We start from the raw sequence: 14,506 nt of genomic DNA, 5'->3' as shown, positions 1-14,506 counted from the left end.
ACGCATCAACCCGTTGAGGGTGGCGCGGCGAAGCTTTAGGCGCGGTAGAGTCGAAGCGCATTTCGGAACAGGTGATGGCCGGGATAACAATATGCTGATTGCATCAGAATGTGTAATTCATGCTTACCGAGACGCTACGCGGTTCGCCATAGACGGCAGAGTCATCGAGGTAGGAGTAGTATTCACGGTCGAACAGGTTGCGGACGTTCGCCTGCACCGCCAGCTGTTTCGTCAGCTGATACTGTGCGAACAAATCGACGAGCGGATAGCTGCCCTGGTAGAGGCGCTGCGTTTCGCCGTCCGGACCGGTGACATCTTTGTACACCTGATTCTGCTAGTTAATCCCGCCGCCTACGGTCAGTTCCGGAAGCACCGGGACGCGGTAGCGGCTGAACAGCTTCAGCTGCGTCTGCGGCGCGAAGCTGTTAAAGCGACCATCTGAATCACGGGCAACGTAACGGGTCGCACTGAAGGTAAGCTGCAGGTTGTCGGTAACGGCACCGTTCACTTCAAATTCCGCCCCTTTGCTCACTGCGCCTTTGGTTGCGCGATAAGCTTGTTCGCTGGATCCATTAACGAATTCTCCGCTTATGGCCTCTCCTGCGTTCTCTTGTTCGATGCGGAATACGGCAACGTTGGTGGTCAGTCGACCGTCCATCCAGTCGGCCTTCAGGCCCGTTTCATAGTTTTTGCCGGTGACGGGGGAAAGCCATGCGCCATCTTTCGTGCGTTTGGTTTGCGGGGCAAAAATTGAGGTATAGCTGGCGTAAGCGGAAAGGCTGTCGTTGATGTCATATACCAGCCCGCCGTAAGGCGTGGTGTTGTATTTACGTATATCGCCGCTGCTGCCGTCTGAGCTGTATTGGGTATAACGTGCGCCAACAATCAGCGACAATGGATCCGCCAGCGACAGGCGTGTCGCCGTATACACCGATTTTTGCCGCACGATATCATCCGCATTTTGATACCAGTCGCCCCACTCCGGCTCGGCCACGCTGCCGTCCCAGCTGTTGTTGAAGATGCCAATCCGATCGCTGTCCATCGGCCCGTCTTTGCTGAAGGTGGCATTGTGCTGCCGGCTATAGCTGGCTCCGGCCATCAGCTGATGTTGACGCCCGAGTAGTTCAAAAGGTCCGCTGGCGTAGGTATCAAAGGAGTCCAGGGTACGCTTGCCGCGATCCTTACTCCCCCAGCCTGTTGCGCCCTCACCGGTGGTGGCGTCCGGATTGCCCATCACGTAGAGCAGAGTGTCGTTGAACGTTTGCTCGCCGTGGGTTCCATTGAAACGAATCGACCAGCCGTTATCCCAGCTGTGAGTGAGGTTAGCAAAAACTTTACGTGATTCAACGTTGTATCCCGTCCAGTCCGCCGAGGTATTCACGTTGCGATCGTAATGGGTGCGTCTGCCGTTACTGTACAGGCTGGGTAATCCGCCCCAGGTCGGGTTGGCGGTATTTGTTTGCTGATAATCCCAGCCCAGCGAGGCCGTTGTGTGTTCCGTTACATCGCCTTCAATTACGCCATAGAGAAATTTCTTGCGCTTACCATATCTGTCAAGCCAGCTGTCCTGATCCTGATAACCTGCCACGACGCGCCCGCGCAGGCTTCCGTCGGAATTGAGCGGCGCGGAGATGTCGCCCACATAACGCTGTTTGTTCCAGCTTCCGTAGCTTGCGCTGACGTTGCCCCTGAAGGTTTTACTGTCGGCACGTTTACGCACCATGTTCACCGTTGCTCCCGGATCGCCAGCGCCGGTCATCAGGCCGTTCGCGCCGCGCACAATCTCGATACGATCATAAATGGCGGTATCTTCCTGCGCATCGCCAAAGTTCCACGCGTCGCCCATCGATGTGGGGATCTCATCGTAGGCGAAATTGGTGATTTCAAAGCCGCGAGAAAAGTAGCTGGAACGCTCGCTATCAACCTGCTGCGACGAAACGCCGGTGGCATTGGTTAATACCTGGTCAATGGTTTGCAGATCCTGATCCTGCATACGCTGGCGCGTCACGACGCTTACTGACTGGGGAACGTCGCGCGGCGTCAGCAGCATTTTGGTGCCTGAGCGCGTGGTTTTTACCGCATAATCCTGCTGCGAATCGGCGCTCCCGCCCCCGTCGCCGTAGACAACCATTTCTTGTTCTTGTGTATTCTCATCCGCCTGTGCCGGGTGCATGACGGCGGACATCGCCAGCGCAAGCAGTGAAAGTGAGAATGGCGTATGAATTAATCCTGCGGGCGCTTTCGCGCGAATTGCCCTGCCGTTAAGCATCATCATGTTACCTGTCAGTTGTTGTCGTTTTTGCAAGTCATCCATCTAAATAAGAATGGAAATGATAATTATTTGCTTTATTATGCACAGGTTATTTTGTAAGTGAAATGTAAATAAATGTATATTTATAAAAAATCAGCGCCTTTCTCGTCTGACAGGAACAAAAAATGAACAAATTGCAATGGCTAAACGGAAAGACATGGGGCGTCAGCGTCCTTACCGCGGCGTTAACCCTGAGCGCAACCGCGTCAGCAACTTCCCCTGATTCGGCTGCATTCAAGCAGCGCGAACTCGCTGATGGTTTGTATGAGATGGTTTACTCTCCAACGGCAAACGCGTTATACGTCGCGAGCGCGCAGGGCTTTAAAAACGTCAACGGTGGAGTGCTCTATAAACTGGATCCCGCAACGCTTGCCACGCAAAGTGAAACCCACACCGACCTGAAAAACTTCGGCATGGCGGCGGACGATAATGGCAAGGTCTACTACACCACCAACACCCTTGATGGCGGTGTATCGAAAGTGGACGTGCAAAGCGGCAAGGTGCTGCAGCGCCTGATGTTTGAAGGCAAAGATAAGGATGGCGACCCGGTTGGCGCACGTGAGATCCTCTTCCACAAGGGACAACTGTTTATCGGCGGCGTTGCCGACCCTGGTTTTATCTCCGTGGTTGATGCCAGCACCATGACGCTAAAAGCCCGAATCGAGAATGCCGGAAAATGGGTGACGGGGATTATCTATTCGCCGTTGACAGATCGCCTTTATGCCGCCAATGGCGGCGGTGAAATTCTGGTGATTAACCCGGGCACGTATAAAATCGAACAGCGCTGGACGCCGGGAGATAAAAAAGGGTATTTGTTTCTCAACATGGCAGAAGATCCGGCTACCGGCCGCCTGTTCGTGACCGATGATTCAAAAGCCAAAACCACGTTAGTATTTGATGAGCGCAGCGGGAAAGTTATCAAGCGTCTTGAAGGCGATGCGCTGGGGATTAAGTTCAACGCTACGCGCAACGAAATTTACATCAGCCAGCGCGAGTCAAAGAAGGTGCTGCAGCTTGACGCTGGCAGCTATGCCGTGAAAAACAGCTGGACGTTCACCAGCCATCCTAACAGCCTCCTGGTGACACCAGACGGTAAAACGTTATACGTAACAGTGAAGCAGGACTTCAATGACGACAACACTACGAAAGGCCCAGATAGTGTGGTTCGTATTTCATTAAATTAAAAAAATACAGCCATCCTGTGAGGGATGGCTAACTTATCAAAGTGGTCGTTGTAGCAGTATTCAAAGTCAGGCCGACAGAAAAAGCAGCGCTAAACATCAGCTCAGTACGCTATATGTTCAAAATAAGCTGAGTCTTTGTAATAAGTTCATATTGATTTACACAATATATTACAGAGGCATAATCCACAGCCCGCACTGGCTTTAACGCTTATTCACTTCACTGCGGCAAGCGTAGGGTTCACTTCTTTGGGTTTTAGCGTATACATTCCGCCGTTAAATGGATCAACCGCCAGCCAGCCAATCAGCCCGCCAAAAACAATATTTCCGGCGATATACCAGCCGTTTGCATTGGCTTTCAAAGGCAGCGTCACAGGCTGCACGCCATCTTTTTCGAAGGTTATTTGATAATTCTTTTTACCAAAGTAACTTCCGTCCGATTTGGACAAGGTGACACCTTGCGGCGTTTTTCCCTGCGCAACTATTCTGCCTTCATCATCTTTAATAGCAAAATTCGCGCCCGCAGGATTACTGTTGACCTGCACCAGTTGTGTATCATCCCCAACAATGGTGGCACATCCTGACATGGCAAAAATGCCAGACACCAAAAATAATGCGAATATTTTATTCACAGAAACCTACTGTCATTAAATTATTATGCCGAAAATGGCGTGCAGACAGTAGATATCTTTAATGTATACAGCAATGCGCAAGATCAAAAAAAGATGCGCCGCTCAAATGCTATTTCACATCAGCGCGGCGCTTAATTTAGTCGTGTTTTATCATGACATGCCGGACAACCGTATAATCCTCCAGCCCGTATACCGACATATCTTTCCCGTAGCCTGAGAGCTTCATCCCGCCGTGCGGCATTTCGCTTACCAGCATAAAGTGGGTATTGACCCAGGTGCAGCCGTACTGCAGCCTTGCGCTCAGCCTATGGGCGCGGCCCACATCTTTTGTCCAGACGGACGATGCCAGACCGTATTGCGAAGCGTTGGCCCAGGCCAGGACCTGCGCCTCGTCGTCAAACTCGGTGACGCTCACCACCGGCCCAAAGACTTCGCGCTGCACAATGGCGTCCTCCTGCTTTGCCCCGGCCAGCAGGGTCGGTTCAAAGTAATAGCCTGCCCCGTCACGTTTACTGCCCCCTGTGACGACGCTGATATGGCTGAGCGCTTTCGCTTCATCAACGGCCTTGCAGACGCGGGCCAGGTGCGCGTCTGAGCTGAGCGGGCCAAGCTCTGTGGATCCAGCCTCGGGCGCGCCCATCTTCAGGCTGGCAACGGCTTTGCCCAGTTTCTCCACCAGTGCGGGATAAATTCCCTTTTGGGCGTAGATCCGGCACGCCGCCGTACAGTCCTGCCCGGCATTGTAGAAGCCAAAGGTGCGCACGCCTTCTACCACCGCATCCAGATCCGCATCGTCAAACACAATAACCGGCGCTTTTCCACCCAGCTCCATGTGCGTGCGCTTAATCGAGGAGGCCGTACGGCTGATGATGTGCTCTCCGGTTGCAATTGATCCGGTAAGCGAGACCATACGCACTTTTTCGTGTCCGGTGAGCGGGTCGCCAACGGTTTTCCCCCGGCCAAACAGCACGTTGAGCACCCCGGCCGGGAAGATATCTTTCGCCAGTTCGCCCAGCTTCAATGCCGTCAGCGGTGTGATTTCCGAGGGCTTGATCACCACGCAGTTCCCTGCGGCCAGCGCCGGGGCCAGCTTCCAGGCCGCCATCATCAGCGGGTAGTTCCAGGGGGCAATCGAGGCCACGACGCCCACCGGATCGCGGCGGATCATGGAGGTGTGCCCTTCAAGATACTCTCCGGCTGCCAGACCGTTCAGACAGCGCGCCGCACCGGCAAAGAAGCGGAACACATCCACCACCGCCGGGATTTCATCCCCGCGCGCGCAGTGCAGCGGCTTCCCGCAGTTAAGCGATTCGAGACGCGCAAACTCATCCGCATTCGCCTCGATGGCATCCGCCAGCTTAAGTAAACACTCGGCACGGGTCTTTGGTGTGGTTTGCCCCCAGGTGTCGAAAGCCTCATCGGCTGCCTGAACGGCTGCATCGACCTGAGCAGCAGACGCCTCGGCGATCTCAAGCAGCACCGCCCCCGTGGCGGGGTTATACACCGGCTGCTTTTCCCCTTCGCCGTTAACCAGTTCACCCTTTATCAGCAGTTGTTTTTGCATAGCATTGTCCTGTTGAAATCGACGTTATTTTCCGCCACCGGCGACAGTCTCGCCGTCGCGGGTGAGCCACCAGGCTCCCAGAATGGGGAGAGTCGTCACCAGCATCACCAGCAGCGCAACCACGTTGGTGACCGGCACATCGCGCGGACGTCCAAGCTGGTTGAGCAACCACAGCGGCAGCGTGCGCTCATGCCCCGCGGTGAATGTTGTGACGATAATTTCATCAAACGACAGGGCAAAGGCCAGCATCCCCCCTGCCAGCAGCGCAGACCCTAAATTGGGGAGCACCACGTAGCGGAAGGTTTGCCAGCCGTCGGCCCCTAAATCCATCGAGGCTTCGACCAGGCTCCAGGAGGTACGACGGAACCGGGCGATCACGTTGTTAAATACCACCACCACGCAGAAGGTGGCGTGTCCGACAACGATCGTGAAAAATCCGGGTTCAAGATTGATGGTTTTGAACGCCGTCAGCAGCGCCAGGCCGGTGATGATCCCCGGCAGGGCAATGGGTAGCAGCAGCAACAGCGAGATGGCGTTTTTGCCAAAAAATGTGCTGCGCCACAGCGCCGCGGCCGCCAGCGTGCCCAGCACCAGCGCAATAGCCGTCGACATGGCGGCGATTTGAAGTGACAACGTCACGGAATCAATGATATCTCCGCGCGATGCAGCTACGCTAAACCACTTCAGCGTCAAGCCGCGCGGCGGGAAACTGAAGGCTGCGTCTTCGGTATTAAACGCATAGATGGCGATGATCAGCAGCGGGAAGTGGAGAAAGATCACCCCACCCCACGCAGCAATTTTCAGGAACAGCGGTGCGCGCTCAGAGTGCATCGAACGCTCCCAGGCGTTTCACAAACGCCAGATAGAGAGAAATCAGCACAATCGGTACCAGCGTAAATGCCGCCGCCATCGGCATATTGCCGATCGCCCCCTGCTGGGAATAGACCATATTGCCAATGAAGTATCCCGGCGGGCCGACCAGCTGTGGCACAATAAAATCACCGAGCGTCAGCGAAAAGGTAAATATCGACCCGGCCGCAATACCGGGTATGGCCAGCGGAAATACGACGTAGCGGAACGTCTGACGCGGACGCGCGCCCAAATCGGCAGAGGCCTGCAGCAATGACGCAGGTAAACGCTCCAGCGCAGCCTGCACCGGCAAAATCATAAACGGCAGCCAGATGTAGACGAACACCAGAAAACGCCCCAACCCGGAAGTCGACAGCGTATTGCCGCCAATCGCCGGGAGGGTGAGGATCGACATCAACACCGGCTCCAGCCCCATATGACCAAGAAACCACTGTGCGACACCATCTTTCGCCAGCAGCAGCGTCCACGCGTAGGCTTTGACGATATAGCTGGCCCACATCGGCAGCATCACCGCAATATAGAAAAACGCTTTCCATTTGCCGCGGGTATAGCGCGCCATGTACCAGGCCATCGGGAAGGCCAGGATCGCGCTGGCAAGGGTAACGGCGATAGCCATCGCCAGCGTTCGCAGGATGATGTCGTAGTTTGCCGGGTTGAACAGCGCCTGAATGTTCGCAAGCGTCAGGTCCGGCGTGACCGACATCGTGAAGTCATCGAAGGTATAGAACCCCTGCCACAGCAGCGTAAGCAGCGAGCCTAAATAGATAATGCCGAACCACATCAGCGGGGCAAGGAGCAGCAGGAACAGCCCTAATGCGGGTTTGCGCCAGAACAGCGCGGTGATACGGCGCAGGGTGCCGTGCGGCCCGGGCGCAGGTGAAACGCGCATCTCCATTTCACCGCTCCTCATTCAGACGCACCATGGCCTCGCGCGACCAGGATGCCAGCACCTGCTGGCCGGGTTCAACGCCCGACGGTAAGATCCCACCGCTGAGGTTCGCCTGGCTGACCAGCAGCTTTGCGCCATCTGCCAGCGCAAGCTCCACGCGGGTTGCCGCCCCCTGATACTGTACCGCCTGTACCACGCCCTGAACCTGAACTTCTCCGCCCTGATTGAGACGAATATGTTCCGGGCGCAGCGAGTACATACCCTCCATACCACAGACGCGACGGGCGATGCCCGCATCGAACACATTTGAGGTGCCGACGAAACCGGCGACAAACGGCGTGCGCGGGCGCATATAGAGCGCATGCGGGGTATCTACCTGCTCGATACGCCCATTGTTAAACACCGCCACGCGGTCGGACATCGACAGGGCCTCACCCTGATCGTGCGTGACAAAAATGAAGGTGATACCGAGTTCCTGCTGCAGTTTTTTCAGCTCAAACTGCATCTGCTCGCGCAGCTTCAGATCCAGCGCCCCGAGCGGCTCATCCAGCAGTAATACGCGAGGCTCGTTGACCAGCGCACGCGCAATCGCCACGCGCTGACGCTGGCCGCCCGAGAGTTGCGACGGTCTGCGGGCAAGGGCAAAACCTAAACCGACCTTTTCCAGCGCCTCGTTTGCCCGCGCGTGTCGCGTTTTTTTGTCGATGCCCTTCACCATCAGGCCGTAGGCCACGTTATCGAGGATCGACATATGCGGGAACAGCGCGTAGTCCTGGAACACCGTGTTCACATCTCGCTCCCATGGCGGAAGTTCGCTGGCCTCTTTGCCGAAGAGAGTGATTTTGCCGCCGCTGAGTTGCTCAAACCCGGCAATCAGGCGCAGGCAGGTGGTTTTGCCGGAGCCAGACGGCCCCAGCATTGAGAAAAACTCTCCGTCATGAATGCCAATGGTGACCCCATCCACCGCCCGTACGTCACCGTACAGGCGGGAAACGTCAGTGAACTCTACCGCGTACGTCATGTTCTGCTCCCGGCAATTAACGCCCGCCCATGATGGCGATGTAATCCTGCGTCCAGCGGCTGTACGGCACAAACTTGCCCCCCTGCGCCACCGGAGTTTTCCAGAACATGATTTTGTCGAAGTTGTTATAACCGTTGGTTTCGCAGCCTTTCTCGCCCAACAGCGTACTGGCCTTACAGCCTTCCGCCACGACCGGCAGCGAACCGAACCATGCCGCCAGATCGCCCTGCACTTTTGGCGTTAACGACCAGTTCATCCATTTGTACGCGCACATTGGGTGTTTCGCCTGGGCGTGGAGCATGGTGGTATCCGCCCAGCCGGTGACGCCCTCTTTCGGGAAGACGGTAGCGATCGGCTGGTTTTCCGCTTTCAGGGCATTTGCCTGATACGGCCACGCGCTGGACGCCACCACGCCTTCGTTTTTGAAATCGCTCATCTGTACGGTGGTGTCATGCCAGTAGCGGTGGATCAGCGCATGCTGGTCCCGCAATACGTTAAGCACGGCGGCATACTGGGTTTCCGTGAGCTGGTACGGATCGGTGATGCCGAGCGCAGGCTGGGTAGCTTTAACGAACAGCGCCGCGTCGGCAATATAGATTGGGCCATCATAGGCCTGGACCCGGCCCTGATTGGTTTTACCGTCCGGCAGATCCTGTTTTACGAAGACCACGTTCCAGCTGTCCGGCGGCGTGGGAAAGGTTTTGGTGTTGTACATCAGCAGGTTCGGCCCCCACTGATACGGCGTGCCGTAGGCCTTACCGCCAACGTTAAACCATTCGCCTTTCACCATTCGCGGGTCGATTGTTTTCCAGTTCGGGATCAGATCGGGGTTAATCGCCTGAACGCGTTTGCCCATAATCAGGCGCAGCGAGGCATCACCCGAGGCCGTCACCAGATCGTAGCCCCCTTTCGCCATCAGGCTGACCATCTCATCTGACGTGGCCGCCGTTTTTACGTTAACCGCACACCCAGTCTCTTTTTCGAACTGCGTAACCCAGTCATAGTTTTTATCCGTCTGACCGCGTTCGATATACCCCGGCCAGGCAATGATATCCAGTCGGCCTTCCCCGTCGCCAATGGCTTTAGGTGGCTCGGCGGCTTGCGCTGTCATGATCGTCATGCCAAGCGCGCACAGGCTGCTGCGGGCAAAATTCTTGCTCATTCGATTTACTCCTGTCGCAATGAAATTTAGCGGCAGCCGTGCCGTAAAAATATCTCCTTAACTAAACGTAGACCGCGCAAATGCGCCGCACCGCGCGGCTTAAGGAATTTTCATCAAGGTGTGACCGAGGGCGCATTCCCCGTTAACTGGATTATAGACAAGGGGTTAGCGTTGGGAGGTGGTATGCGGATTTCCTATGATACAGCCCGGCGAGTGCGTCACCGGGCAGACCGCAGGAGAGGCGAAAATCAGGCGTCCAGCATGTCGCTAATCAGCGTTCCCAGCTGGATAACGGCCTGCTCTTCCCGCTCGCCCCACGTCCAGGAGGTATTAAAACGGAAGAACGGCGTCCAGACGTCGGAGGTAGAAAACATCTTCCCCGGGGCGATGCTGATATGGTGGGTTAACGCCTTCTCGCTTAGTAAGCCTGCGTCAAGCTGCGCGGGCAGTTCGAGCCACAAAAAATAGCCGCTGTCGCTGTGATGGATTTTGACGCCCGCGGGCATGTGGCGCAACAGCGCCTGCCAGGCCTGCTGTTTGCGCTCGGCAAGCGTGCGTCGAAGGCGGCGCAGGTGAGCGTCGTAGCGCTTGGTCGCCAGGTAGTCCACCAGCGCCAGCTGCATCGGTGAGCTGGTGGATAAGGTACTCATCAGCTGCAGGTGTTGAATGCGGCGCGCATGTTTCCCCGCGGCCACCCAGCCAATGCGAAATCCCGCCACCAGACATTTCGAAAACGAGGAGCAGTGTAGCGTCATATCCTGACGATCCCACGCTTTTGCGGGGAGCGGTTTTTCGCGGCCAAAATAGAGTTCGCTGTAGACATCGTCTTCTATCAGCGTGACGTTGTGCTTCGTCAGCAGGGCCACGAGCTGCGCCTTTTTATCGGCAGTGAGGGTAAATCCCAGCGGGTTCTGGCTGTTGGTCATCAGCCAGCAGGCTTTGACCGGATACTCATTCAGCGCCTGCTCCAGCGCATTGAGATCGATGCCTTCCCGGACGTCTGTTGCGATAGACAACGCCTTGAGCTTCAGGCGTTCCAGCGCCTGCAGCGCGCCGTAGAAACAGGGGTTTTCGACGATCACCCAGTCGCCCGGCTCCGTCACCGCCTGCAAGCTGAGATTGAGCGCTTCGAGTGCGCCAGCGGTAATCACAATCTCGTCCGGCGAGATGTTCATCCCCTGCTGCGCATAGCGGCGGGCAATAGCGTGACGTAAGTCCACGTTACCGGGCGGCAGGTTTTCAATCACGCTCATCGCCGTGGCGGTTTTGCCGACGTTAGCCAGTGAGCGGTTGAGCTGCTGGAGCGGGAACAGACGGGGATCGGGAAACGCAGAGGCAAAGGGGACGACGGACGGGTCGCGGCTGGCCTGAAGCACGTCGAAGATGTAGGTGTTAATGTCGACCACTTCGTCGCGCATCACCTGAGCCGGAGGGGCTGGCTGCTGTGCGGTCGGGCGCGAGGCAACGTAGTAGCCCGACTGCGGCCTGGCGACAATGCGCCCCTGGCTTTCCAGCATCTGATACGCGTGACCCACGGTCATAAAACTCATGCCGCTGCTGGCGACCTGCTCTCGCAGAGAAGGCAGCTTATCGCCCGGCAACCATACGCCAAGCTCAATCTGCGAGATGATTTGTTGCGCCAGACGCTGGTATTTTTTCATCAGATTCTCCTTATTGCCGACAGTGTATATCAGCAGGAGAAAAAGAGAAGATTTTGCTAACTGTTATGGTCAGCGAGGTTGATTATTTACGGTACTCAGTCACATGGCTCTGTGCGGCGTGCGCAGCGGCCAGGTGGTCCAGCGTAATCATCGACGATTTGCAAAAAATGCATTTTGCGCCGTACGGGTTTTTATCAGACACATCAAAAGCTGAGGTGCGGTACTGCGAGCCATGACAGCATGGGCAGCGGAAATGGATATAAGAAATCATAAGATTCTCCTGTAAACGTAAAATACGTAAAGTGCTAATGGGCCTTTCAGGCGATAGAGTGGTCTGAAACAAAAAGCTAATCGGAGTGTAGAAAAAGACCCAAGAGAGGCTGCGGAGAGGCACAACGTGATGAGAACTGCTTTTATAAAACTACGTCAGATATTTATTCGGTTTCCAAACCAGAAGACCATTAACGCACGAGGTTGACGACAAAGCAAGCGGTTTAATGCATTAAATTTATAAAAACGACTCTTTTATACGTTAAAGCACAGTATATCAGATTCGAAAAACATCTTATTTTCATAAACTGTTATACATAAATTTCACTTTTCTGCGTCTGACAGTGTTCTTTCCCGCCCTATACCATAACAGTACACCGATTGACATTGAGGCTGTGCATGTTTGGTTTAGATGCTTTTCACCTGGCGCGGATACAGTTTGCCTTTACCGTATCCTTTCACATTATATTCCCGGCGATCACCATTGGCCTGGCGAGCTATCTCGCCGTGCTGGAAGGCCTGTGGCTGAGAACAAAAAATCCGGTCTGGCGTGCGTTGTACCATTTCTGGTCGAAGATCTTTGCCGTTAACTTCGGTATGGGCGTGGTCTCCGGGTTGGTAATGGCATACCAGTTTGGCACCAACTGGAGCGGGTTCTCGCAGTTTGCCGGCAGTATTACCGGGCCGCTGCTCACCTATGAAGTGCTGACCGCCTTCTTCCTTGAGGCCGGTTTCCTCGGCGTGATGCTGTTTGGCTGGAATAAAGTCGGGCCCGGGCTGCACTTTTTTGCCACCTGCATGGTGGCTTTAGGGACCATTATCTCTACCTTCTGGATCCTCTCCTCGAACAGCTGGATGCAGACGCCGCAGGGCTATGAGATCGTCAACGGCCAGGTGGTGCCGGTCGACTGGTTTGCCGTGGTCTTTAACCCCTCCTTCCCCTATCGTCTGCTGCATATGTCTATCGCCGCGTTCCTCAGCAGCGCGCTGTTTGTTGGCGCGTCTGCCGCATGGCATTTGCTGCGCGGCAACGCTACCCCCGCCATTCGCGCAATGTTCTCGATGGCGCTGTGGATGACCCTGATTGTCGCGCCCATTCAGGCGCTGGTGGGCGATATGCACGGGCTTAACACCCTTAAGCACCAGCCTGCCAAAATTGCCGCCATCGAAGGACACTGGGAAAATCCGCCGGGTGAGCCAACGCCGCTGCTGCTGTTTGGCTGGCCGGATATGGAGCAGGAGCGCACGCGTTTTGGCCTGGCGATCCCGGCGCTCGGCAGCCTGATCCTGACGCACAGTCTGGATAAACAGGTTCCGGCCCTCAAATCGTTCCCAAAAGAAGACCGACCTAATTCCACCATCGTTTTTTGGTCTTTCCGCATTATGGCCGGTCTAGGGATGTTGATGCTCTTGCTGGGCGTGGCGGCGCTGTGGCTGCGTTACAAAAAGCGGCTGTATACCTCGCGTCCGTTCCTGTGGTTTGCCCTACTGATGGGGCCATCCGGGCTGGTTGCGATCCTGGCCGGATGGGTCACCACCGAGGTGGGCCGCCAGCCGTGGGTGGTTTACGGGCTTCAGCGCACCAGGGATGCGGTTTCTGCCCATGGCGATCTGCATATGAGCGTGAGTCTGCTGGCCTTCTTCATCGTCTATACCTCGGTGTTTGGCGTGGGTTACAGCTATATGGTGCGGCTGATAAAGAAAGGACCTCAGCCCCATGAATCGTTCGCTACGGAGTCTGACGGACGCCCTTCCCGCCCGCTGTCGGCGGTTACGACTGAACATAAGGAGCAGCCATAATGGGTATCGATCTCTCCCTTATCTGGTTTGTCATCATTGTCTTCGCCACCCTGATGTATATCGTTATGGACGGCTTTGATTTGGGGATAGGCATTCTGTTTCCGGCGATACCGGACGCGGACGATCGCGACGTGATGGTCAATACCGTTGCGCCGGTCTGGGACGGAAATGAAACCTGGCTGGTGCTGGGCGGCGCGGCGCTGTTCGGCGCGTTCCCGCTGGCCTATGCGGTGATTATCGACGCCCTCACCATTCCTCTGACGTTAATGCTGATCGGGCTTATTTTTCGCGGCGTGGCCTTTGAGTTTCGCTTTAAAGCGACGCCGGCCCATCGTCCGTTCTGGGATAAAGCCTTTATCGGCGGGTCGATTCTGGCGACCTTTACGCAGGGCATCACGGTGGGCGCGGTCATTAACGGCTTTGCCGTGACCGGACGCGCCTACAGCGGCGGGCCGTTTGACTGGTTAACCGGGTTTACCCTCTTTTGCGGCGTGGGGCTTGTGGTGGCCTACGCGCTGCTAGGCTCGACCTGGCTGGTGATGAAAAGTGAACATGCCCTGCAGCGCCGCATGCGTCAGCTGTCGAAACGCTTGCTGATAGCACTCCTGGCGATTATCGCTGCGGTTAGCGTCTGGACGCCGCTGTCCTATCCCGCCATTGCCGCGCGATGGTTCTCTTTGCCGAACCTCTGGTTCCTGCTGCCCGTTCCGGCGCTGGTGCTTCTGCTGAGCGTGCTTCAGTGGCGCTGCCTGAACAATGATGACAGCCATAGCCGTCCGTTCATCCTGACGCTTGGGCTGATTTTTCTGGGGTTCAGTGGGCTTGGGATCAGCATCTGGCCGCACATTATCCCGCCATCCATCACCCTCTGGCAGGCTGCCGCCCCCGCGCAAAGTCAGGGCTTTATGCTGGTAGGTGCGCTATTGATCATACCTGTTATCCTTGTTTATACCTTCTGGAGTTATTACGTTTTTCGCGGGAAAGTTCAGCATGGGGAGGGTTATCACTGATGCAACAACCTGTCTGGAAGCGACTGCTGTGGCTGGTCATTATCTGGGGTGGAAGCGTACTGGCGCTGGCGTGCGTCAGCATGTTCTTCCGCATGCTGATGACCGCGGCGGGCTTTAAATCACATTAGTTTTCAG

At 55.9% G+C, this 14,506-nt stretch carries 12 protein-coding genes and 1 pseudogene; 4 read left to right on the top strand and 9 right to left on the bottom strand.

The window, feature by feature from the left end; genetic code table 11:
* Positions 1-103 precede the first annotated feature (103 nt).
* Positions 104-2,272, bottom strand: a pseudogene (fhuE, locus tag I6L58_RS01035) (ferric-rhodotorulic acid/ferric-coprogen receptor FhuE).
* 164 nt (positions 2,273-2,436) lie between these two features.
* On the opposite strand from fhuE, the gene I6L58_RS01030 reads away from it, so the two are divergent.
* Positions 2,437-3,495, top strand: coding sequence for a YncE family protein (locus tag I6L58_RS01030; protein WP_088209171.1), 1,059 nt, complete (start codon positions 2,437-2,439; stop codon positions 3,493-3,495).
* Positions 3,496-3,707: 212 nt separating this feature from the next.
* On the opposite strand, the gene I6L58_RS01025 is transcribed toward I6L58_RS01030, so the two are convergent.
* From I6L58_RS01025 to ymcF, 8 genes are all read right to left on the bottom strand, one after another.
* Complete coding sequence (locus I6L58_RS01025; RefSeq protein ID WP_088209172.1) at positions 3,708-4,079, bottom strand: hypothetical protein; 372 nt, start codon at positions 4,077-4,079, stop codon at positions 3,708-3,710.
* Positions 4,080-4,260: 181 nt separating this feature from the next.
* Complete coding sequence (patD, locus tag I6L58_RS01020; RefSeq protein ID WP_088209173.1) at positions 4,261-5,688, bottom strand: aminobutyraldehyde dehydrogenase; 1,428 nt, start codon at positions 5,686-5,688, stop codon at positions 4,261-4,263.
* Between the two features lie 24 nt (positions 5,689-5,712).
* Positions 5,713-6,519, bottom strand: coding sequence for an ABC transporter permease (locus I6L58_RS01015; protein ID WP_058608712.1), 807 nt, complete (start codon positions 6,517-6,519; stop codon positions 5,713-5,715).
* A complete protein-coding gene (locus tag I6L58_RS01010; RefSeq protein ID WP_390881711.1) occupies positions 6,509-7,453 on the bottom strand; it encodes an ABC transporter permease in 945 nt (314 codons plus the stop codon). Before I6L58_RS01010 ends, I6L58_RS01015 begins: the two co-directional genes overlap by 11 nt.
* Position 7,454: 1 nt before the next feature.
* Positions 7,455-8,468 (bottom strand): ABC transporter ATP-binding protein, encoded by a 1,014-nt coding sequence (locus I6L58_RS01005; protein WP_088209174.1) that lies wholly within the window; start codon positions 8,466-8,468, stop codon positions 7,455-7,457.
* 16 nt (positions 8,469-8,484) lie between these two features.
* Positions 8,485-9,630, bottom strand: coding sequence for a putative ABC transporter substrate-binding protein YdcS (gene ydcS / locus I6L58_RS01000; protein ID WP_006175490.1), 1,146 nt, complete (start codon positions 9,628-9,630; stop codon positions 8,485-8,487).
* 248 nt (positions 9,631-9,878) lie between these two features.
* The gene (locus tag I6L58_RS00995; protein ID WP_006175491.1) at positions 9,879-11,291 is read right to left on the bottom strand and encodes an aminotransferase-like domain-containing protein; all 1,413 of its coding nucleotides are present in this window, start codon (positions 11,289-11,291) and stop codon (positions 9,879-9,881) included.
* Between the two features lie 82 nt (positions 11,292-11,373).
* The gene (ymcF, locus tag I6L58_RS00990; protein ID WP_006175493.1) at positions 11,374-11,562 is read right to left on the bottom strand and encodes a cold shock small protein YmcF; all 189 of its coding nucleotides are present in this window, start codon (positions 11,560-11,562) and stop codon (positions 11,374-11,376) included.
* Positions 11,563-11,960: 398 nt separating this feature from the next.
* On the opposite strand from ymcF, the gene I6L58_RS00985 reads away from it, so the two are divergent.
* The 3 genes from I6L58_RS00985 to I6L58_RS00975 are packed head-to-tail and all read left to right on the top strand — an operon-like array spanning position 11,961 to position 14,499.
* Positions 11,961-13,361 (top strand): cytochrome ubiquinol oxidase subunit I, encoded by a 1,401-nt coding sequence (locus I6L58_RS00985; protein ID WP_088209175.1) that lies wholly within the window; start codon positions 11,961-11,963, stop codon positions 13,359-13,361.
* Complete coding sequence (cydB, locus tag I6L58_RS00980) at positions 13,361-14,371, top strand: cytochrome d ubiquinol oxidase subunit II (RefSeq protein WP_088209176.1); 1,011 nt, start codon at positions 13,361-13,363, stop codon at positions 14,369-14,371. Before I6L58_RS00985 ends, cydB begins: the two co-directional genes overlap by 1 nt.
* Entirely contained in the window at positions 14,371-14,499 is a 129-nt protein-coding gene (locus I6L58_RS00975) for a DUF2474 domain-containing protein (RefSeq protein ID WP_006175504.1), read from the top strand. The genes cydB and I6L58_RS00975 overlap by 1 nt, the downstream gene beginning before the upstream one ends.
* The last annotated feature ends 7 nt before the right edge of the window (positions 14,500-14,506 follow it).

The organism is Enterobacter cancerogenus, from assembly GCF_019047785.1.
Classification (GTDB): Bacteria; Pseudomonadota; Gammaproteobacteria; order Enterobacterales; family Enterobacteriaceae; genus Enterobacter; species Enterobacter cancerogenus.
The sequence above is the reverse complement of the archived record's forward strand: the minus strand, read 5'-3'. Positions and strand labels throughout refer to the sequence as shown.

Bases quoted from the DNA above. Each gene is read 5' to 3' on its own strand.
- cydB (WP_088209176.1), top strand. From the start codon at position 13,361: ATGGGTATCGATCTCTCCCTTATCTGGTTTGTCATCATTGTCTTCGCC.
- I6L58_RS00975 (WP_006175504.1), top strand. From the start codon at position 14,371: ATGCAACAACCTGTCTGGAAGCGACTGCTGTGGCTGGTCATTATCTGG.
- I6L58_RS01015 (WP_058608712.1), bottom strand. From the start codon at position 6,519: ATGCACTCTGAGCGCGCACCGCTGTTCCTGAAAATTGCTGCGTGGGGT.
- I6L58_RS01005 (WP_088209174.1), bottom strand. From the start codon at position 8,468: ATGACGTACGCGGTAGAGTTCACTGACGTTTCCCGCCTGTACGGTGAC.
- ydcS (WP_006175490.1), bottom strand. From the start codon at position 9,630: ATGAGCAAGAATTTTGCCCGCAGCAGCCTGTGCGCGCTTGGCATGACG.
- patD (WP_088209173.1), bottom strand. From the start codon at position 5,688: ATGCAAAAACAACTGCTGATAAAGGGTGAACTGGTTAACGGCGAAGGG.
- I6L58_RS00985 (WP_088209175.1), top strand. From the start codon at position 11,961: ATGTTTGGTTTAGATGCTTTTCACCTGGCGCGGATACAGTTTGCCTTT.
- I6L58_RS01010 (WP_390881711.1), bottom strand. From the start codon at position 7,453: ATGGAGATGCGCGTTTCACCTGCGCCCGGGCCGCACGGCACCCTGCGC.
- I6L58_RS01030 (WP_088209171.1), top strand. From the start codon at position 2,437: ATGAACAAATTGCAATGGCTAAACGGAAAGACATGGGGCGTCAGCGTC.
- ymcF (WP_006175493.1), bottom strand. From the start codon at position 11,562: ATGATTTCTTATATCCATTTCCGCTGCCCATGCTGTCATGGCTCGCAG.
- I6L58_RS00995 (WP_006175491.1), bottom strand. From the start codon at position 11,291: ATGAAAAAATACCAGCGTCTGGCGCAACAAATCATCTCGCAGATTGAG.
- I6L58_RS01025 (WP_088209172.1), bottom strand. From the start codon at position 4,079: ATGTCAGGATGTGCCACCATTGTTGGGGATGATACACAACTGGTGCAG.